Source organism: Glycomyces sp. NPDC047010 (genome assembly GCF_040644205.1).
Lineage (GTDB): Bacteria > Actinomycetota > Actinomycetes > Mycobacteriales > Micromonosporaceae > Glycomyces.
This window is the reverse complement of the sequence record NZ_JBEYVY010000003.1, coordinates 524,914-543,202: the sequence shown is the minus strand read 5'-3', so window position 1 is coordinate 543,202 and position 18,289 is coordinate 524,914. Positions and strand designations below refer to the sequence as shown.

General features: G+C 70.0%; 22 protein-coding genes and 1 tRNA gene. 15 read left to right on the top strand and 8 right to left on the bottom strand.

The annotated features are described in order from the left end of the window. Positions 1-31: 31 nt before the first annotated feature. Positions 32-886 (bottom strand): hypothetical protein, encoded by an 855-nt coding sequence (locus AB0A65_RS09010; protein ID WP_359948620.1) that lies wholly within the window; start codon positions 884-886, stop codon positions 32-34. Next, entirely contained in the window at positions 865-1,686 is an 822-nt protein-coding gene (locus tag AB0A65_RS09005) for an enoyl-CoA hydratase-related protein (RefSeq protein ID WP_359948617.1), read from the bottom strand. The genes AB0A65_RS09010 and AB0A65_RS09005 overlap by 22 nt, the downstream gene beginning before the upstream one ends. Before the next feature lie 42 nt (positions 1,687-1,728). Here AB0A65_RS09005 and hemW point away from each other — a divergent pair, with 42 nt between their 5' ends. The 13 genes from hemW to AB0A65_RS08940 all read left to right on the top strand — a co-directional run bounded on the left by hemW (position 1,729) and on the right by AB0A65_RS08940 (position 12,526). After that, complete coding sequence (gene hemW, locus AB0A65_RS09000; RefSeq protein WP_359948730.1) at positions 1,729-2,889, top strand: radical SAM family heme chaperone HemW; 1,161 nt, start codon at positions 1,729-1,731, stop codon at positions 2,887-2,889. Between the two features lie 201 nt (positions 2,890-3,090). Next, complete coding sequence (locus AB0A65_RS08995) at positions 3,091-4,212, top strand: CapA family protein (RefSeq protein ID WP_359948614.1); 1,122 nt, start codon at positions 3,091-3,093, stop codon at positions 4,210-4,212. A gap of 114 nt (positions 4,213-4,326) precedes the next feature. Next, positions 4,327-5,343: a heat-inducible transcriptional repressor HrcA gene (gene hrcA, locus AB0A65_RS08990; RefSeq protein ID WP_359948611.1), complete on the top strand. Its 1,017-nt coding sequence runs from the start codon at positions 4,327-4,329 to the stop codon at positions 5,341-5,343. A 15-nt stretch (positions 5,344-5,358) separates the two neighbouring features. Beyond that, positions 5,359-6,492, top strand: a complete 1,134-nt coding sequence (gene dnaJ, locus AB0A65_RS08985) for a molecular chaperone DnaJ (protein ID WP_359948608.1) — start codon at positions 5,359-5,361, stop codon at positions 6,490-6,492. 69 nt (positions 6,493-6,561) lie between these two features. Beyond that, positions 6,562-7,038, top strand: coding sequence for a hypothetical protein (locus AB0A65_RS08980; RefSeq protein ID WP_359948605.1), 477 nt, complete (start codon positions 6,562-6,564; stop codon positions 7,036-7,038). A 20-nt stretch (positions 7,039-7,058) separates the two neighbouring features. Next, positions 7,059-7,784, top strand: coding sequence for a 16S rRNA (uracil(1498)-N(3))-methyltransferase (locus AB0A65_RS08975; RefSeq protein ID WP_359948603.1), 726 nt, complete (start codon positions 7,059-7,061; stop codon positions 7,782-7,784). A gap of 12 nt (positions 7,785-7,796) precedes the next feature. Continuing rightward, entirely contained in the window at positions 7,797-8,150 is a 354-nt protein-coding gene (locus AB0A65_RS08970) for a histidine triad nucleotide-binding protein (protein WP_359948600.1), read from the top strand. A 142-nt stretch (positions 8,151-8,292) separates the two neighbouring features. After that, positions 8,293-9,348: a PhoH family protein gene (locus AB0A65_RS08965; RefSeq protein WP_359948597.1), complete on the top strand. Its 1,056-nt coding sequence runs from the start codon at positions 8,293-8,295 to the stop codon at positions 9,346-9,348. Continuing rightward, the gene (gene ybeY, locus AB0A65_RS08960; protein ID WP_359948594.1) at positions 9,326-9,799 is read left to right on the top strand and encodes an rRNA maturation RNase YbeY; all 474 of its coding nucleotides are present in this window, start codon (positions 9,326-9,328) and stop codon (positions 9,797-9,799) included. The genes AB0A65_RS08965 and ybeY overlap by 23 nt, the downstream gene beginning before the upstream one ends. Positions 9,800-9,805: 6 nt before the next feature. Continuing rightward, entirely contained in the window at positions 9,806-11,107 is a 1,302-nt protein-coding gene (locus tag AB0A65_RS08955) for a hemolysin family protein (RefSeq protein ID WP_359948591.1), read from the top strand. Beyond that, positions 11,100-11,438, top strand: coding sequence for a cytidine deaminase (locus tag AB0A65_RS08950; RefSeq protein ID WP_359948589.1), 339 nt, complete (start codon positions 11,100-11,102; stop codon positions 11,436-11,438). The genes AB0A65_RS08955 and AB0A65_RS08950 overlap by 8 nt, the downstream gene beginning before the upstream one ends. After that, a complete protein-coding gene (gene era / locus AB0A65_RS08945; RefSeq protein WP_091053491.1) occupies positions 11,431-12,330 on the top strand; it encodes a GTPase Era in 900 nt (299 codons plus the stop codon). The genes AB0A65_RS08950 and era overlap by 8 nt, the downstream gene beginning before the upstream one ends. A 122-nt stretch (positions 12,331-12,452) precedes the next feature. Next, a tRNA-Met gene (locus AB0A65_RS08940) sits at positions 12,453-12,526 on the top strand. 143 nt (positions 12,527-12,669) lie between these two features. On the opposite strand, the gene AB0A65_RS08935 is transcribed toward AB0A65_RS08940, so the two are convergent. Genes AB0A65_RS08935 through AB0A65_RS08920 form a run of 4 tightly spaced genes read right to left on the bottom strand, consistent with a single transcriptional unit; the run spans position 12,670 to position 14,812 of the window. Beyond that, a complete protein-coding gene (locus AB0A65_RS08935) occupies positions 12,670-13,173 on the bottom strand; it encodes a hypothetical protein (protein WP_359948586.1) in 504 nt (167 codons plus the stop codon). A 13-nt stretch (positions 13,174-13,186) separates the two neighbouring features. Next, entirely contained in the window at positions 13,187-13,753 is a 567-nt protein-coding gene (locus tag AB0A65_RS08930) for a hypothetical protein (RefSeq protein WP_359948583.1), read from the bottom strand. An 11-nt stretch (positions 13,754-13,764) separates the two neighbouring features. Next, positions 13,765-14,478 (bottom strand): hypothetical protein, encoded by a 714-nt coding sequence (locus AB0A65_RS08925; protein ID WP_359948581.1) that lies wholly within the window; start codon positions 14,476-14,478, stop codon positions 13,765-13,767. A gap of 19 nt (positions 14,479-14,497) precedes the next feature. Then, positions 14,498-14,812: a type VII secretion target gene (locus tag AB0A65_RS08920; RefSeq protein ID WP_359948578.1), complete on the bottom strand. Its 315-nt coding sequence runs from the start codon at positions 14,810-14,812 to the stop codon at positions 14,498-14,500. A gap of 194 nt (positions 14,813-15,006) precedes the next feature. Here AB0A65_RS08920 and AB0A65_RS08915 point away from each other — a divergent pair, with 194 nt between their 5' ends. Together AB0A65_RS08915 and AB0A65_RS08910 are read left to right on the top strand one after the other, a co-directional pair. Next, positions 15,007-15,492, top strand: coding sequence for a hypothetical protein (locus tag AB0A65_RS08915; protein WP_359948575.1), 486 nt, complete (start codon positions 15,007-15,009; stop codon positions 15,490-15,492). Positions 15,493-15,727: 235 nt separating this feature from the next. Continuing rightward, positions 15,728-16,078, top strand: a complete 351-nt coding sequence (locus AB0A65_RS08910) for an Rv3235 family protein (RefSeq protein ID WP_359948572.1) — start codon at positions 15,728-15,730, stop codon at positions 16,076-16,078. 92 nt (positions 16,079-16,170) lie between these two features. Here the strand turns inward: AB0A65_RS08910 and AB0A65_RS08905 are convergent, their stop codons facing one another. Both AB0A65_RS08905 and AB0A65_RS08900 read right to left on the bottom strand, forming a co-directional pair. Beyond that, positions 16,171-16,902 (bottom strand): hypothetical protein, encoded by a 732-nt coding sequence (locus AB0A65_RS08905; RefSeq protein WP_359948569.1) that lies wholly within the window; start codon positions 16,900-16,902, stop codon positions 16,171-16,173. 88 nt (positions 16,903-16,990) lie between these two features. Then, positions 16,991-18,238 (bottom strand): phytase, encoded by a 1,248-nt coding sequence (locus AB0A65_RS08900; RefSeq protein WP_359948566.1) that lies wholly within the window; start codon positions 18,236-18,238, stop codon positions 16,991-16,993. Between the last annotated feature and the right edge of the window lie 51 nt (positions 18,239-18,289).

Here is an 18,289-nt window from a genome sequence, read left to right as displayed (position 1 = left end):
GCCGGTGAACCGGGGCCGAACTCTGCCCCACCTACGCGGCGGCGAAGGTGATGATGACCGCCGAGTGGCTGTCGTTCGCGATCTCCACGGCGGCCTCGCCGTCCGCTTCGGCGTTCGGCTCGGTCCAGGCGTCCTCGCCTGCGGCCCAGAGCTTCCCGCCGTACGCGACGCTCGCGATCCCGTGGTCGTAGGCGCGGGCGACGGCCCACGCGGCCCGGTTCCAGCCGCCGGCCGCGTCGTCGGGGTCGATGACGACGGTCGCGTCGCCGGACTCCGAGACCTCGGCGCCCCACTGGTACGCGTACGCCTCCGCGAGGGACGCCGGGTCGCCCGCGACGTCCCCGGTGTTGCCCTTGACGCACCCGATGCCGGACTCCTCGCCGCCCGCGAACACGGCCGCGATGACGGTGGCCTCGTCCTCCCACTTCTCGTACAGCTCGGGGTAGGCGCTGACCTGGACCGCCTGCGCGGCCTGCGCGAGCGTCATGTCCTGCCAGCCGTCGGTGCGGTCGAGCTTCTCGTAGAACTTGAACGAGGCGTAGACGGGGTCCATGAGCTCCTCCTCGGAGCCCCAGCCCATGCTCGGGCGCTGCTGGAACAGGCCCAGCGAGTCGTCGTGCCCGTAGTTGACGTTGAGGAGCTCCGACTCCTGGAACGCCGTGGTGATCGCCACGGCCACGGCCCGCTCGTCCATGCCGTCGCGCAGGCCCACGGCCGCGATCGTCGCCGCGTTCGACGCCTGCTCGGCCGTCAGGTGCGTCGAATCGGCGCCCGCGGTGAAGTAGCAGCCGGTCGGGGTGGGGCGCAGGGCGTCCCGCGCGTCCTCGGTGCAGCCCGCGAGGACGAGCACGAGGAGCAGTGAGGTCAGGGCCACGAAAGCGCGCACAGGTGACTCCGATCAGGTCGGTCGGCGGCTGGTAAGCCTACCCAAGAAGCGGGCCGCTTCTCAATGAACGAACGGACCCCTTCTCGCCCCTCTTCGGCGAAGAAGTACTCGGCCGTCAGTGCCGCGGCCGCACGCAGCTGCTCCCGCAGATCGACTGCGCCCGTGAGCCTCTTGATCCCGGCCTGCGCCGACGGCCCGCCCGCAGTGAGGCTCGCCACCACCGCGGCCCGCCGCTCGTCCGACCCGCCCTGGGCGACCGCCTCGGCGATGAGCCCCCACCGCTCGGCCTGCGGCGCGTCGAACGGCTCCCCGGTGAGGAACAGCCGCCGCATCAGCCCCGGGCCGATTTTGTGCCCCACGACCGGCGCGATCACCGCCGGGACCACGCCCAGCCTGACCTCGCTGAACGACATCGGCGAGCCCTCCTCGACCAGCGCGATGTCGGCCGCGGCGAGCAGCCCCAGGCCCCCGCCCTTCGCGCCGCCGCGGGCGTCCACGACGACCGGCTTCGGGGCCTCGCACATGTCCGCGAGCAGCTCCGCGAGGTGCGCGGCCGGGAGGTCCTCCAGGCCCGTCGCCGCCGCGGACTCCTTCAGGTCGGCGCCCGCGCAGAACACGGGCCCCGTGTGGTCGATCACGACCACGCGGACCGCCGGGTCCGCGACCGCCCGGGCGAGGGAATCGCGCAGCCCGCCGATCATGCGGGTCGAGAGCGCATTGCGCCGCTGCGGGGCGTCGAGGGTAATCGAGGCCACGTTCAGTTCCGCGCGGTACTTGATGAGAGCGTCGTTGCCGTTCACACCAGTACCGTAGACAGGGTGTCCACCAGTCCCGCAACCGACATCGCCGCGGCCGCCGCCCACCCCGACACGGGGAGGGACGGGTTCGGGTTCTACGTCCACGTGCCCTTCTGCGTCTCGCGCTGCGGCTACTGCGACTTCAACACCTACACCGCCTCCGAACTGGGCGCGGGCGTCTCCCGCGACACCTACGCGGCCATCGTCCGCAGCGAGATCCGCTCCGCCGCCGCGCGCTTCGAGGACCGCCCGAAGGTCGACACCGTCTTCTTCGGCGGCGGCACCCCCACGCTCCTGAGCGCCGCTGACCTCGCCTCGATCCTCGCCGAGATCGACCGCGAGTTCGGGCTCGCCGACGGCTACGAGGCCACCACCGAGGCCAACCCCGAGTCCATCGACGCCGACTACCTCGCCGAACTCCACGACGGCGGCTTCACCCGCCTCTCGGTCGGCATGCAGTCCACCGCCTCCCACGTCCTCAAGGTCCTCGACCGCGAGCACTCCCCGCAGAAGGCCCTCGACGCCGTCGCCCACGCCCACAAGGCGGGCTTCGAGCACGTCAGCCTCGACCTGATCTACGGCACCCCAGGCGAGAGCGCCGCCGACTTCGCGAACAGCCTCGCCGCCGCCGTCGACACCGGCGTCGACCACGTCTCCGCGTACGCCCTCATCGTCGAGGACGGCACCGCGCTGGCCCGCCGCATCCGCTCCGGACGCGTGCCGCAGCCCTCCGACGACGTCGCCGCCGACCGCTACCTCGCTGCGGAAGCCGCCCTCTCCGCGGCCGGGTTCTCCTGGTACGAGGTCTCGAACTGGGCCAAGAACGATACCGCCAGGTGCCGACACAACCTCCTGTACTGGGAGGGCGGCCACTGGTGGGGCGCCGGGCCCGGCGCCCACTCGTACCTGCCGGGCGTGCGCTGGTGGAACCACAAGCACCCCTCCACGTACGGCACCGCCCTCGCCGAGGGCCTGCCCGTCGCGGGCCACGAAACCCTCACCGACGACGACCGCCACCTGGAGCGGGTGCTCCTGCTCACCCGCCTCGCCAGCGGCCTCCCGCTCGCCGAACTGCGCCCCGACGGCCGCGCCGCCGCCGAACGCGTTGCGGCCGAAGGACTCGCCGACATCGCGGACGACCGGCTCGTGCTCACGCTCCGCGGTCGCCTCCTAGCCGACGCCGTGGTGAGAGACCTCACCGGCTGACGACGCCCGAGCGGGCGCCCCGTAGATTTGAGCCCGTCACGGACGAGCCTCCTTCACGTTGGCCGTCGCGGCGCGCCGGTCCCCAGCCGACGACGCCGGCGCGGGCCGCGCCGACCCCCGGCACCCGGTCCCGTCCCCGAACACCGGACGGAACCCCCAGGCCCCGACCCCTGAATCCTCGACACCGGAGCCCGAGCACCCATGCACACGCCATCCCCCGCCGCCACCCGCCGCGGCGTCCTCGCCGCCTCCTTCGCCGGACTCGCGCTCGCCGCGTGCTCCGAGGAGGAGCCGCTCCCGGCGGACGACGGCGGCGCCGGCGCCGCCGAGGAGACCCCCTCCGAGTCCCCCTCGCCCGAACCGCCCCGCGAGATCACCATCACCCACGTCGGCGACACCATGCCCGGCTCCTACCCCAACCAGATGGCCTCCGACGAGGGCGCCAGCTTCTTCGACGGCGTGCGCGACAACCTCGCCGGGGACGTCATCGTCGCCAACCTCGAAGGCGCCCTCTCCACCCTGGAGTTCGACAAGTGCGGCGGCGGCCAGTGCACCTACTTCCGCCTCCCCGCCGAGTACGCCCAGGTCTTCGCCGACGCCGGCTTCCACGTCCTCAACCAGGCCAATAACCACGGCTGGGACGCCGGACCCGACGGCGCCACCGAGACCCAGGACGCCGTCCGCGCCGCCGGCATGGAGATCTGCGGCATCAAGGACGAGGTCGCCCTCGTCGAGACCGAGTCCGGCCTCACCGTCGGCCTCGTCGGCTTCGCGCCCTACACCTTCTACACCGACAACCGCGACCTCGACGCCGTCGCCGCCCTCGTCTCCGCCGCCAAGGAGCAGGCCGACATCGTCATCGCCACCGCCCACCTCGGCGCCGAGGGCACCGACTACCGCCACGTCCCCGAAGGCGTCGAGAACTACCTCGGCGAGGACCGCGGCGACACCCGCGCCTTCGCCCACACCTGCGTCGACTCCGGCGCCGACCTCGTCTTCGGCCACGGCCCCCACGTGCTCCGCGGCATGGAGGTCTACAACGGCAAGCTCATCGCCTACTCCCTCGGGAACTTCGGCGGCGGCCAGAACCTCTTCAGCATGGACGGCGCCCTCGGCCGCTCCGCGATCCTCTCGGTCACCATCCGCGAGGACGGCACCATCGTCGCCGCCAAGGCCCAGGCCAGCCGCATGAACGGCGACGGCTACCCGACCATGGACGAGGACAACGGCGCCTTCGACGACCTCAACGAGCTCGCCGCCGACTTCGGCGACAGCGGCGTGACCGTCGCCGACGACGGCGCGCTCATCATCCCGGGCGTCTGACCCCACACGTACACTGGCACTCCTGGACAGGGAGTGCCAAACTTGAGTCCGGCAGACTGAGCTTCGGCTCCGCCTGCCGGACCGAAGAGGCACCGAGACCGAGGGGACGTGGCGATGGACGACCGCAAGCTCGAAGTGCTGCGCGCCATCGTCGAGGACTACGTCGCCACCCAGGAGCCCGTCGGCTCCAAGGCCGTCTCCCAGCGCCACGCCCTCGGCGTCTCCGCCGCCACCGTCCGCAACGACATGGCCTACCTCGAAGAGGCCGGGTACATCCAGCAGCCCCACACCTCCGCGGGCCGCATCCCCACCGCCAAGGGCTACCGCCTCTTCGTCGACCGCCTCGGCAAGATCAAGCCCCTCTCCGCCGCCGAGCGCCGCGCCGTCCACCGCTTCCTCGCCGAGGCCATCGACCTCGACGACGTCGTCACCCGCACCGTGCGCCTCCTCGCCCAGCTCACCCACCAGGTCGCGGTCGTCCAGTACCCGAGCCTCAACCGCTCCTCCGTGCGCCACCTCGAACTCGTGTCCCTCACCCCCACCCGGCTCATGCTCGTCATGATCACCGACACCGGACGCGTCGAGCAGCGCTACGTCGAGGTCCCCTCCGAGCTCACCGAGGACGACGTCCTCGACCTCCGCCGCCTCGTCAACGAGCAGCTCCAGGGCAAGGCCCTCGCCGACGCCCCCCGCATCATCGCCGGACTCGCCGGCCTCGCCCGCCCCGAACTGCGCGCCACCGCCTCCGCGCTGGCCCGCGTCCTCCTCGACTCCGTCGTCGCCCGCACCGAGGAGCGCGTCGCCGTCGCGGGCGCCGCGAACCTCACCCGCAACGGGAACTTCTTCGCCGGGTCGCTGCGGCCGATCCTCGAAGCGCTGGAGGAGGAGGTCGTGCTCATGCAGCTGCTCGGCCGCGCCGACTCCAACGCGCTGCTGACGGTCCGCATCGGCGACGAGAACGAGGTCGCCGACTTCCGGGAGGCCACCGTCGTCACCGCCGGGTACGGCCCCGGCTCCGTCGTCGGGCACATGGGCGTGCTCGGGCCGACGCGCATGGACTACCCGGGCACGATCGCGGCCGTCCGCGCCGTCGCCCGGTACGTCTCCGAGATTTTGGAACAGAACCGCTGACAGGACAGAGCGCACGTGGCTAAGGACTACTACGGCATTCTCGGCGTCGAACGCAACGCCACCGAGGACGAACTGAAGAAGGCGTACCGGAAGCTGGCGCGCAAGTACCACCCCGACGTCAGCGACGAACCCGACGCGCAGGAGCGCCTCCAGGAGATCAACGCCGCCTTCGAGGTCCTCATGGACCCCCAGAAGCGGGCGGTCGTCGACGCGGGCGGCGACCCGTACGCGCGCGGCGCCGCCGGAGGCTCCGGGGCCCCGTTCATGGGCTTCGAGGACATCATGGACGCCTTCTTCGGCGGCTCCATGGGCGGCTTCGGCCGCCGCGGCCCGCGCTCGCGCACCCGGCCCGGCAACGACGCCCTCCTCCGCCTCGACCTCGACCTCGAAGAGGTCGCGTTCGGCACCGAGTCCACGCTCACCGTCGACACGGCGATCCTCTGCGACTCCTGCGACGGCTCCTGCACCGAGGGCACCAGCGAACCGCAGACCTGCACCACCTGCGGCGGCTCCGGCGAGGTCCAGGTCGTGCAGCGCACGATCCTCGGCCAGGTCCGCACCGCCCGCCCCTGCTCGGCCTGCTCCGGCTACGGCACGATCATCACCGACCCGTGCCGCAAGTGCGGCGGCGAAGGCCGCGTGCGCTCGCGCCGCCGCATCACCGTCAAGGTCCCCGCGGGCGTCGAGGACGGCATGCGCATCCGCCTCTCCGGCGAAGGCGAGGTCGGCCCCGGCGGCGGACCCGCCGGCGACCTGTACGTCGAGGTCCACGAGAAGCCCCACGAGGTCTTCACCCGCGAGGGCTCCGACCTGCGCTGCCGCGTCCGCGTCCCCATGACGCAGGCCGCGCTCGGCACCAAGCTCAACATCCACACCCTCGACGACCGCGTCGAGGTCGAGGTCGCCTCCGGCACCCAGCCCGGCACCATCAAGAAGGTCCGCGGCCACGGCGTCCCCAAGCTCCGCGGCGGCGGCGCCCGCGGCGACCTCTACGTCGAACTCGACGTCCGCACCCCCGGCAAGCTCGACGCAGAGCAGGAGGAGCTCCTCCGCAAGCTCGCGAGCCTCCGCGACGAGGAGATCAAGGAAGTCAAAGGCGGATCCGGTTTTTTTAGCCGCATGCGCGATGCTTTCAACGGCCACGCGTAGGCCCCAGTCCGACGAGCCCCGCCCCCGCCTTTCTTTGCGGGGAGCGGGGCTCCGCTACACTCCGGCCCCGTGATCAGCCTCGACCCCGCGACCCTGTCGTTCATCGCCCTCCTCGTCGTCGCGGGCCTCGTCGCCCTCGTCGTGGCCCTGCGCCGCCGCGCCGCCCCCGCGGGCGGCCCCCGGCTCGACGCGGCCCCGCCCTCCGGCGGCCCGCAGACCGGCGAGCGCTGGCTCGCCGACGTCCCCTTCGAGGACGAGCCGCGCCGCTCCAAGGAGCGCCCCGTCCTCGTCATCGGCTACTCCGGCTCCGGCTACTGGGTCCTCAAATGCACCACCCAGGAGCCGCGCGAGGCCGAATGGCGCGTCGCCGCCCCCGCGAACCGCTGGGACCCGCCCGCCGACAAGGACGGCTGGGTCGACCTCGTCCCGGTCCACCTCCCGCGCCGCCGCTTCGACCACTCCTTCGGCCGCATCGGCGACCGGGCCCTCTACCGGAAGATCACCGGCCGCCTCCGCTGGGAACGCGCCGTCGACTTCACCCGCTGACCTCGGGTTAGGCTGGTGCGGTGAGCGATCCGGTCTTCCTCGTCGACGCCCTCCCGGCCACCGGCGAATACGTCCTCGACGGCCCCGAAGGGCACCACGCCGCCGACGTGCAGCGCCTCCAGCCCGGCGAGACCCTCCTCCTCGCCGACGGCTCCGGCGGCGTCGCCTCCGCGCGCGTCGCCCACGCCGAGCGCGGACTCCTGCGCCTGGACGTCCTCGACAACCGCACGCTCCCCGACCCCGACCCGAAGCTCACCGTCGTCCAGGCCCTCCCCAAGGGCGACCGCGGCGAGCGCGCCGTGCAGATGCTCACCGAGATCGGCGTCGACGAAGTGATCCCATGGGCCGCATCGCGGTCCATCGTCCAGTGGAAGGGCCCCCGCGGCGACAAGGCCCGCGCCAAATGGGACGCCACGGCCCGCGAAGCCTCCAAGCAGGCCCGCCGCGCCCACCTCGCGCACGTCGCCGAGCTGCACACCACCAAGCAGCTCGTGCAGCGCCTGCGCACGGCCGCGCAGGTCCTCGTCCTCCACGAGGAGGCGACCCTGCCACTCTCGAAAGTCGACCTCGTCTCGACCGGCGAGATCGCCCTCGTCATCGGCCCCGAAGGCTCCATCACTCCCGACGAACTCGCCGCCCTCTCTGAATTCGGTGACCCGGTCCGCCTCGGCGACACCGTCCTCCGCACCTCCACCGCGGGCCCCGCCGCCCTAGCGGTGCTCCAGGCCCGCCTCGGCCGCTGGTAATAAGATCCTCGGATGACCGACACCGACTGCATCTTCTGCAAGATCGTCGCCGGGGACATCCCCTCGACCAAGGTCCTGGAGACCGAGCGGGTCCTCGCGTTCCGCGACCTGCACCCCAAAGCCCCCACGCATGTACTGGTCATCCCGAAGGCCCACTACGCGAACATCGCCGAGCTCACGGCCGCGGACCCCGGGCTCGCCGGGGAGGTCCTCGCGGCCACCGCGGCGATCGCGGAGTCGGAGGGCATCGCCGAAACCGGGTGGAACCTCCTCGGGAACACCGGGGCCGAAGCCGGGCAGACGATCTTCCACGTGCACTTCCACGTGCTCGGCGGCAAATCGTTCGAGCCGCTGCTCGCGGCATGAAATCACACCGGCGGCCCGTTTACCCGCTGTCCCTTGTCGCAGGCAGGAACTACCATTGGGGCATGGAAAGCGCGGCTCCCGAGGGGCCGCTCGAAGTCTCTTTTGAGGAAGCAGGTGGCGAACAGCCCTCGCGGCGAAGCCTATGACCGACCGCTCTGACAACGGCAACAACTCTTCGACGATCACGTCCACGATCACCGTCGGCGACCAGAGCGCGCTCATGGCCCTGCTGGGTCGCGCCGACGAGAACCTGCGCTACATCGAACGCCGCTTCCCCGGCGTCGACCTGCACGTGCGCGGGGACACCATCACCCTCACCGGCATCAACGGCGCGCCGCGGGCCGCCGAACGACTCGTGAAGGAGCTGCTCGCCTTGATCGAGAACGGCGAGAACGTCGATCCCGACATCATCCGGCGCACCGAGAACATGCTGAAGTCCGCGCCGGGCGAGCGCCCGGTGGACGTGCTCACGCAGAACATCGTCTCCAAGCGCGGCAAGGCGATCCGGCCCAAGACCATCGGGCAGAAGCACTACGTCGAGGCGATCGACAAGAACACGATCGTGTTCGGCATCGGCCCCGCGGGCACCGGCAAGACCTACCTCGCGATGGCGAAGGCCGTGGCGGCGCTCCAGGCGAAGGAGATCAGCCGGATCATCCTCACCCGCCCCGCGGTCGAGGCCGGCGAGCGGCTCGGGTTCCTGCCCGGGACGCTCTTCGAGAAGATCGACCCGTACCTGCGCCCGCTGTACGACGCGCTGCACGACATGATCGACCCGGGCTCGATCCCGAAGCTCATGGAGTCCGGCACGATCGAGGTCGCGCCGCTCGCGTTCATGCGCGGGCGCACGCTCAACGACGCGTTCATCATCCTCGACGAGGCGCAGAACACCACGCCCGAGCAGATGAAGATGTTCCTCACCCGCCTCGGCTTCGGCTCCAAGATCGTCGTCACCGGCGACATCACCCAGGTCGACCTGCCGAACAACACGACGTCCGGGCTGCGCGTGGTCCGCGACATCCTCGAAGGCGTCGAGGACGTGCACTTCGCCACGCTCCGGGCGGAAGACGTCGTCCGTCACCAGCTCGTCAGCGATATCGTGAACGCCTACGAGAAGTGGGACGCCGCGAAGGACAGCCATCGCGCGCCCGCCGGGAAAGGGCAACGAGGGAACCGTGGGCATCGAGATCATCAATGAGTCCGGGCGCGAAGTCGACGAGTCGGGCATCCGCGCCGTCGCCGAGTTCGCGCTCCTGGAGATGGGCGTCAACCCGCTCGCCGAGCTCTCGGTCCTCATCGTCGACATCGAGCACATGACGGAGCTGAACAAGCGCTGGATGGGCGGCACCGGGCCCACCGACGTCCTGTCGTTCCCGATGGACGACGCGATGCCCGCCCGCCCCGACTCCTCGGAGCCGGGCACGCCGATCCTCGGCGACCTCGTGCTCTCGCCCGAGGTCGCCGAAGCGCAGGCCAAGGACGCCGGGCACTCCACCGCCGACGAGATGCACATGCTCTCCGTCCACGGCGTGCTCCACATCCTCGGCTACGACCACGCCGAACCGGAGCAGGCCAAGGAGATGTTCGGCCTCCAGAACCGGCTGCTCGACTCCTGGCGCGCCAAACGCACGGCCTCGGCGGAGAGTTAGGCCCCGATGCCGTACACCCTGCTGGCAGCCGCCGTCGCGCTCATCGTCGTCGCCGGGGCCGCCGCCATGGTCGACTCTGCCCTCACCGCGGTCTCCCCGGCCCGCGCGGCCGAACTCGCCGGGGAGCGCCGCCGCGGCGCCGAGTCGCTCGTGAAGATCACCGAGGACCTCCCCAAGTACCTCAACCTGCTGATCCTGCTGCGCCTCGCATGCGAGGCGGCGGCCATCGCGATCGTCGCGGTCATCGCGTTCGACACCTGGCACGACTCGTGGACGGCGGTCGGCATCTCCGCCGCCGTCATGACCGTCGTGTCCTTCGTCGTCATCGGCGTGAACCCGCGCACGCTCGGGCGCCAGCACGCCTACCCGGTCGCGCTCGCGGTCGCGGGCCCGGTGTCGATGCTCGGCACCGCGCTCGGGCCGCTCGCGAAGGTCCTCATCCTCCTCGGCAACGCGCTCACGCCCGGCAAGGGCTTCCGCGAGGGGCCGTTCGCGACCTCGGAGATCGAGATCCGCGAAATGGTCGACGCCGCGGAGGCGCAGGGCACGGTCGACCACGACGAGCGCGACATGATCGCGTCCGTGTTCGCCTTGGGCGACACCGTGGTCCGCGAGGTCATGGTGCCGCGCACCGCGATGGTGTGGGTGAGCGCCGAGACGCCCGCGGACGAGGCCAAGCAGGTCGCGCTCCGCTCCGGCTACTCGCGCATCCCGGTCGTGGGGGAGGACCTCGACGACCTGCGCGGCGTCGTCTACCTCAAGGACCTGGTGCGCCTGGACGACGGCGCGAACCCGCCCGTGGGCGAGGTCATGCGCGCCGTCTCGATCGTCCCGGACTCCAAGCCCGTGGACGACCTGCTGCGCGAGATGCAGACCGCCCGCATCCACATCGCGGGCGTCGTGGACGAGTACGGCGGGACCGCCGGGCTCGTCACCATCGAGGACATCCTGGAGGAGATCGTCGGCGAGATCACCGACGAGTACGACCAGGAGCTCCCGCCCGTGGCCTGGCTCGACGACCGCACCGCGCGCGTCACGGCCAGGTTCTCGCCCGAGGACCTCGCCGAGCTCTTCGACGTCGACCTGCCCGAGGTCGACGTGGACACCGTCGCGGGCCTCCTGGCCGCCGAGCTGGGGAAGGTCCCGCTCGCGGGCGACCGGGCTCGCCTCGCGGGCCTGGAGCTCACCGCCGAGGGGACCGTGGGCCGGCGCAACCGCATCGAGACGGTGCGCGTCGCGCGGCTGCCCGAAGCCGACGACGCGGCGCCCTCGACCTCCACTGACGAAAGGCACGAACTCAATGTCTGACCTGCACGTCGACGACCTCGACGCCGAGGACGCGAAACTCGTCACGCTGGCCCGCGGGGCCGCGGGGCGCGTCTCGCAGACCACCGGCGCGGCCGTGCGCGACGGCATCGGCCGCACCTACGCCTCGGCGGCGGTCGACCTGCCGTCCCTGCGCCTGACCGCGCTCCAGGCGGCGGTCGCGCAGGCGTTCGCGGCGGGGGCCGAGTCGCTGGAGGCGGCCGTGGTCTTCGGCGCGGAGTCGGACGAGGACGGCCTCAAGGCCGCGAAAGAGATCAGCAGCGACGTGGCCGGGTACTCGGTCATCAGGAAAGAGGTGAACCGTCTTGCCTAGCAACGAGTTCCGTGCAGGGTTCGCCTGCTTCGTGGGCCGCCCGAACGCCGGGAAGTCCACGCTCACGAACGCGATCATGGGCCAGAAGATCGCGATCACCTCGAACCGGCCGCAGACCACGCGGCACGTCGTGCGCGCGATCCTGCACCGCCCGGACTCCCAGCTCATCCTCGTGGACACGCCCGGCCTCCACCGGCCCCGCACACTCCTCGGCGAGCGCCTGAACGACCTGGTCCGCCAGACCTGGTCCGAGGTCGACGTCATCGGCCTGTGCCTGCCCGCCAACGAGAAGCCCGGCCCCGGCGACAAGTTCATCACCGGCGAGATCGCGAAGCTCGGCGCGAAGGTCGTCGCGGTCGTCACCAAGATCGACCTCGTCTCCAAGGACGCCCTGGTCCGCCACCTGACGAACGTGGCGGCCCTCGGGGAGTTCGCGGACATCGTCCCGGTGTCCGCGAAGACCGGCGACAACCTCGACGAGCTCGTGGGCGTCCTCTCCGGCCACCTGCCGGAGTCGCCGCAGCTCTACCCGGACGGCATGATCTCCGAGGAGCCCGAGCGGGTCATGATGGCCGAGCTCATCCGCGAGGCGGCCCTCGAAGGCGTCCGCGACGAGCTGCCGCACTCCCTCGCCGTCGTCATCGAGGACGTCGAGGACGAGGACTCCGACGGCGGCCCCCGCAAGAAGATCTGGGCCGAGATCTACGTCGAGCGCGACTCCCAGAAGGGCATCGTCATCGGCAAGGGCGGCGACCGCCTCAAGCGCGTCGGCACCAAGGCCCGCAAGGGCATCGCCCAGCTCATCGGCGGCCGCGTCTACCTGGACCTCCACGTCCGCGTCGCCAAGGACTGGCAGAAGGACCCCAAGATGCTCGAACGCCTCGGCTTCTAGCGCCTGCGCCCGGCCCCCGCGCGGGGGCCGGGCCCGGAACCCCAGGTGAACACGGCGTGACCCCACTCACCGAACCCGCTGTGGCAGGTGGTTTCAGGGATGATGTACTCTTTACATACCGACGCGGGATAGAGCAGCTCGGTAGCTCGCCAGGCTCATAACCTGGAGGTCGGTGGTTCAAATCCGCCTCCCGCTACAAGTAGAAAAACCCGGTTTCCTCAAATGAGGAAGCCGGGTTTTTTGTCGTCCTATGGGGTGAACGGCGGTTTCCCGATCCGGACCGGGACGCGGCCTTCGGGGCCCTCGGTTTCGAGTTCGGCGGCGGGTTCGAGGTCGGTCCTACCCGCGGCCGATCCTGCGGCCCACGTCCAGGAGGTAACGGTTGCCCCGCAACTGCGGGTGGGCGCCGTAGAGCAGGCCGAACGCCCTCGTGACCATGTCGTCGACCAGCTCGGTGAACGCCCCGAGGGGGACGGCGGCCGTGCCGGGGTGGAGGTTCGAGGAGACGTGGACCTGGTCCTGCTGCCGGACGAAGCGGTAGACGAGTCCCTCGGCGGTCATCGCGGTCTCGGCCCGGGGCTCGCCGGTGAGGGACTGGGGCACCCAAGACCAGGCGAGGGCGAAGTCCAGCACCGGGATGTAGGTGGTTGAGAAGTCCTGTCCCGCAACGGTGAGCACGGCGTTCACGCGGAAGCGGAACGCCAGGAACTCCGATTCCGGCAGGTCCTCCCAGGAGGTGGTCTCGCCATCCTCGCCGAGGGTGAGGGACGGGGTCCAGGAAGGGTCCCAGGACTCGTCCTCGCGGCGGACGTCATACCGGATCGCGGTGTCCTCAGTGGTCATTCGGAGTCCTCCATCATGTGCCGTCGTTGTGCGGCCAGGGGAACGCGGTCAGCATGTTGCCGTCGCCGTCGACCACCACGCGGATGCCGGTCTGCCCGTTGCGCCCCGTCGGGTTCTCGGAGTCGTGCGTGTTGTAGTCATGGTAGTTGCCGCCGCGCGGGTCGGTGGGGTTGCGCGGGTTCACCTGCACCTGCCCGGGCCCGGGGTTCTGGACCGTGGCGATCATGTCGCGGAGCCGCTGCTCGGTCATCTTGTCGTCGTGCCAGAGGTTCTCGTTCTTGCCGTCCTTGTCGTACTGGCTGCCCTTCTTGTGGTCGTCCCAGGCGTGCTTGATGGACTTCTCGCTGGCCTTGAACGTCGGCTTCGGCTTCTTGGTCTTCTTCGGCGGCCGAGGCGTGGTCGCGGGGGCGTCGGCCTGGTCGACGTTCGCGCCCTCGACGACGTCCCGGGACTTCTGCTGGTCGCCGGACACGCTGGTGCCGTCGTGGTGAGTGCGCGGCTTCTTCCGCCTGCGGGTGTGGAAGCCCGTCAGGACGATCAGGACGTAGACGGCGGCGGCGCGGAGGATCAGTCTGCTCATGCGGTCGCCCCTCATCCGAACAGCAGGTCGCGGAGGGCGGAGATGGAGTCGATGAGGCCGGTGATCCAGCCGAAGATCTTGCCGACCCATTCGGTGATCTTGATGACCGCCTTGGGGATCACCCAGGCGGCGCCGACGCCCACGGTGAAGGCGACCTCGGCGGCCCAGGCGATGAGGGAGCCGATGCACTCGGCGACGAAGTCCCGCACGAACTCGCGGACCATCGTCACGAGCTGACCCGCGCCGCGGGTCGCCGTGGCGAGGGAGAGGGCCGTGCCGCCGATGCAGCCCATGGCGTCGGCGTTCGCGTCTCCCTTGTCGCGGTAAGCGTCGGCGGCGTCGCCGTCCCAGCCTTCGATGTCGTTGTCGACGAACCCCTCCATCGCCTCCGACAGGGCGAAGCACTCGTCGGCGACGTTGTCCCAGGTCATCGCGTGGGCTTCAACGAGGTCCGGGTTGCCCGCGAGCATGTCGAGGGCCTCTTGGAGGGGCTCCACGTGCTCGATCAGCCACCCGACCCCGGCCGCCGCGAGCGTCCCGATCGGGTCGATGACGGCGCCGACGGTTTCGAGGGCCGCGCCGAGTCCGGCGACGGAGGCGTCCACCCACGATCCGGAGTCGATCGCGATGGCGAGGTCGGAGTACGACTCGACGATGCCGGCCCCCGCGACCGACTCGCCCGGTTGCGGCGGGACGTCGCTCTCGGTCGCTACTAAATCGCTCATGGCGCTTCCTCTCGGCGTGTCACAGTTCGCCCTCGATCTGGTCGAGGTCGGCCGCCGCCGCGTCGTCCACGTCGCGGTAGCTGGACGCAGTGTCCTTGAGCGCCTGGGCGAGCCGCTCCAGGTTGCCCTGCTCCATGGAGGTGAGCTCGCGCTGCTCCGACTGGCGGCCTTCGAGAATGGGAGGGAGGAACTGGCAGATGATCCCGTACGCCTGGTCGTCCTGGCTGACCGTGTCGATCGCGGACAGGACCGCGTCGAAGCGTTGGTGGAGCGTCAGGATGTTGGCGGCGTGGGCGTCGAGCTCCTCGGGATCGACTTCGATGTGCGTGCCCATGTCAGCCCTCCTCGGTATGAAACCGACCGGTCGGCCGGTCGGTAGGTGCAAGTCCGGACATTACCGAAGCGGCGCAGCCGTTTGGGTACAAGAATGTGCCGCCTGTAGTTCCCTGGGGTCCGGGGCGGTCAATGTGGCGGGATTTCCGGGCCCGGACCTCTGATGGGCTGCGTGAACTGCCTGAGGGGCCGGTGTTGCCGCGGATGGTGGCCAACGAGATCGCCGTGCTCGGGCTGGGGGCCCTGGACGGCTCGGTCGAGGGGGCCGGGGAGCGCGTCCTCGGCGGGGTGCCGTATCTGGTGTTCCGGTCGGCGTCGCTGAGCGGGCGGGACCTGCGGCTGCTGTCGAACACGTCCGGGCTGTTCGCGCTGTTCGAGATGCACGGGACGATGCTTGAGCCGGTCCCGTTGCAGCACGCGGCGGTGCGTGACACGCGGGAGCTCTCGCGGCGGCCCACGGAGCTGCTGGAGGCCGCGATCCCGGTGTGGGCCGGGCTGCTGAAGCCCGGTGGGGCGATGGGATTGTCGTGGAACACGTACACGACCGAGCGGTCCGAGATGGCCGACATGCTGGAGGCCGCGGGTCTGGAGGTCCTGGACGCGCCGCTCTACCTGGACTTCGAGCACTGCGTGGACCACGCGATAATCCGGGACCTGATCGTGGCTCGCGTGCCGCGGTAGTGCTTGCGCGACACGCTGAAGCGAAGTTTCCGATTTTTGTAGGGTTCCGCAGGCGGATTCGCTTACTGACGGGCGCCTGTCGTTTACGTGCGTGTCCACAAGTGACCCTCGTCGTACGGGTCCGACAAAAATCGCGCCGGTCAAGCTCTGTCATCACTTTGGGTGTCGTTGACTTCACTCAAAGTCGCCTTTAGATTTCCTTCCAACGACACCCACCTGTCGACTTGGAGGAACCGTGAACTGCCGCAAAGAGATCGCTCCGAACCCGCGCCAAGCCGTCTCCTACTCCTGCTTCTTCCTGAACGTGCTCACCGGCCGCAAGCCCGCGTCCGAGGCCCGCCTCTTCGCCACCGACGAGGGCTGGGCCGCCTTCGCCCGCGTCCGCCGCCGCGTCCCCGGCCACTTCAACCAGGTCCGCGTCCGCAAAGCCACCTTGCCGACCCCCGCCACCGCCGAGGTCGTCGCCATGGTCGACAACGGCCGCACCCACCTCGCCATGACCTTCTCTTTCACCGCCACCCAACATGGCTGGCGCCTGTCCCACTGCGAACTCCTCGACCGAACCCACCCCCGCCACCTGCTGTAGTCAGAAAGCGTGGAACGGAGGGGCCGCCAGATCCAATTGGATCTGGCGGCCCCTCCGTGGTGCCGCCCTGAAAACTGGTCTCAGGTTTCAACTCATGTCACGGGATACCAAGTGAGTATCTCGTCGATGTCTGTCAAGGTCTGTAGCAGCTCTTCGGCCTCGGCGATTGCGAACGCCTCGGCGACGGCGATTCTCAGCTCGGGGCCGACCGCCCATCGGACTATCTGTGCCTCGTGGTCGTGCGCAGTGGAATCGGTGCGTTGCACGGCTTCGCCGAGCGACCGGGGCGAGTGTTGCAGCAGGTCCAGGAGGGCGGCTGCCGCAGGCGGGCGCGTCAGCGATGTGGTCCATTGCCGGAGGTACGGGGAGAGGTTGCTCCCGGCGTTGCCGATCGCGTTCAAGACGCTGGAGGCGTCGGGGTCGCCGGGGAATGTCGCGATGGTCTTGCTCCAGAGGGCGCGGAAGAGCGCTTCGATGGCGGCGGTCTCTTCAACGTCCCAGGTCGACCATGAGGCGAGGTGGAGGCGGACGGTCAGGAATTCGAGATCCGGCCAGGGGAACCCGGTGGTGCAGGCGATCTCAAGGATCCGCGGGAGGAAGTAGCGGAAGTCGACGACATCGCCGATGGTGGTGAGGACATGGACGGCGTACGGTCGGAGCGCTTGCGCGGATATTTCACGCAGCGGGGCGGGGCCGAGGAGATCGGCGATGTCGTCTTCGGATCGGCAGTGGCGGCACCAGTCGATCGCGGTCGGCCGTCGCAAGGAGGCGAACGCGGCATAGAGCTGGTCGATCGCAGCGGGCAGGGGATCGTGTGAGGACACGAGTCGACTATAGGTCTGGGACCCTCAATATCGCTTGCTGAAGAAAATGCGGCCGCCCAGTCCGATGGACTGGGCGGCCGTTTTTGGGTTAGTGGCGGGTGCAGTTGGTGCGGAGGTCGAGGTTTTGGGCTACGTCCTGCCAGGCGAGGTATTTGAAGTTGGTGGAGGACTCTTCGGTGCCTTCGGGGGTGTTGTCGCCGTCTTGGACGACGAGGAGGCCGCCGGGGTAGCCGGGGAGGCTGACGTTGACGACGTCGGCGCCGTCGCTGTGCTGGGTGGAGTCGACCTCGCCTGAATCGATGCTGAAGCTGCCCAGGTGGTCGTTGCCGCGCTTGAGGTCGTAGACGGCGTAGGTGTTGTCGCCCTGGGAGGAGGCGAGGAGGTAGCCGGTGCCGCGGCCGGTGGAGTAGATCGTGAGGCCCTCGATGTCGGTGCGGAGGACGTCGCCGCCGTAACCGGGGTCGGGGCCGTAGACGCACTCGTCGGTCTCGGGGTCGTAGATGCCGGGGATGCCGAATTCGACTGCGGTGTCGACCAGTTCGGGTTCTCCCTTGAGGTCGGCACTGATCTTCCAGATGCCCACGAGTTCTTGACCGAGATAGGCCGTGCCGGTCGCCTCGTCGACGACCATGCCTTCTACCTGGGCGTACTGGCCCGGGTCGTCGCAGGTGGTCCACTCTTCTCCGTTGGGGAGCTCGAAGGAGGCCGGGAGTTCAAGGGTTCTCACCTTCTGCCACGTCACCTCGTCGCCTTCGGCCTTGAGCTTCAGAAGGGCCACTTCGGTTTCGGAGTTGCGGCTCACCAGGGCGTAACTGCCGGACCTGTTCTGGAACGTGGTCAGACCGTACGCCGTGTGCTCCCCGTTGATCTCCTCCTGGGAGTGGGTGAAGATCGTGCCCGCGTCTTCGTCGGTGACGTCGACCAGCCGGCCGTTCTCGATCTTGAAGATGCCCAGGTTGTCCATGCCCCGGTCGGAGGCCACCGCGAGGTCGACGCGTTCGCCGTCGAGCTTGAAGTCCTCGATCAGGTCGACGTTGTTGTAGCGGCCCGGGGCGTCGTCCTCGCCGGGGGCCGGGCGGGGGTCGACGTGCTGGAGTTCGTCGCCCTGCAGGTCGTAGACGTACAGGCCCGCTTCCTTCGCGGTGGTGATCACCAGGCTGTCGGCGGGGTTCTCGGCGTCGATCCAGATCGCGGGGTCGTCGGCGTCGGCGTCGTCCTCGGACCAGAGGGGCGGGGTTTCGAGGATCGCCGTCACGGGTTCGGCGGCGTGGGCGGGGGACGCCACCAGGGCGGCCATGGCGCCCAAGGCGGTGAGGGCGAGCAGGCGTGAGGGCACGGGGCCTCCATGAGAAGCGGGGGTTCAGCGGTCGGATCGATATTCGACCCT

Bases quoted from the DNA above. Each gene is read 5' to 3' on its own strand.
- AB0A65_RS08995 (WP_359948614.1), top strand. From the start codon at position 3,091: ATGCACACGCCATCCCCCGCCGCCACCCGCCGCGGCGTCCTCGCCGCC.
- hrcA (WP_359948611.1), top strand. From the start codon at position 4,327: ATGGACGACCGCAAGCTCGAAGTGCTGCGCGCCATCGTCGAGGACTAC.
- AB0A65_RS08970 (WP_359948600.1), top strand. From the start codon at position 7,797: ATGACCGACACCGACTGCATCTTCTGCAAGATCGTCGCCGGGGACATC.
- AB0A65_RS08965 (WP_359948597.1), top strand. From the start codon at position 8,293: ATGACCGACCGCTCTGACAACGGCAACAACTCTTCGACGATCACGTCC.
- AB0A65_RS08955 (WP_359948591.1), top strand. From the start codon at position 9,806: ATGCCGTACACCCTGCTGGCAGCCGCCGTCGCGCTCATCGTCGTCGCC.
- AB0A65_RS08950 (WP_359948589.1), top strand. From the start codon at position 11,100: ATGTCTGACCTGCACGTCGACGACCTCGACGCCGAGGACGCGAAACTC.
- AB0A65_RS08935 (WP_359948586.1), bottom strand. From the start codon at position 13,173: ATGACCACTGAGGACACCGCGATCCGGTATGACGTCCGCCGCGAGGAC.
- AB0A65_RS08930 (WP_359948583.1), bottom strand. From the start codon at position 13,753: ATGAGCAGACTGATCCTCCGCGCCGCCGCCGTCTACGTCCTGATCGTC.
- AB0A65_RS08925 (WP_359948581.1), bottom strand. From the start codon at position 14,478: ATGAGCGATTTAGTAGCGACCGAGAGCGACGTCCCGCCGCAACCGGGC.
- AB0A65_RS08920 (WP_359948578.1), bottom strand. From the start codon at position 14,812: ATGGGCACGCACATCGAAGTCGATCCCGAGGAGCTCGACGCCCACGCC.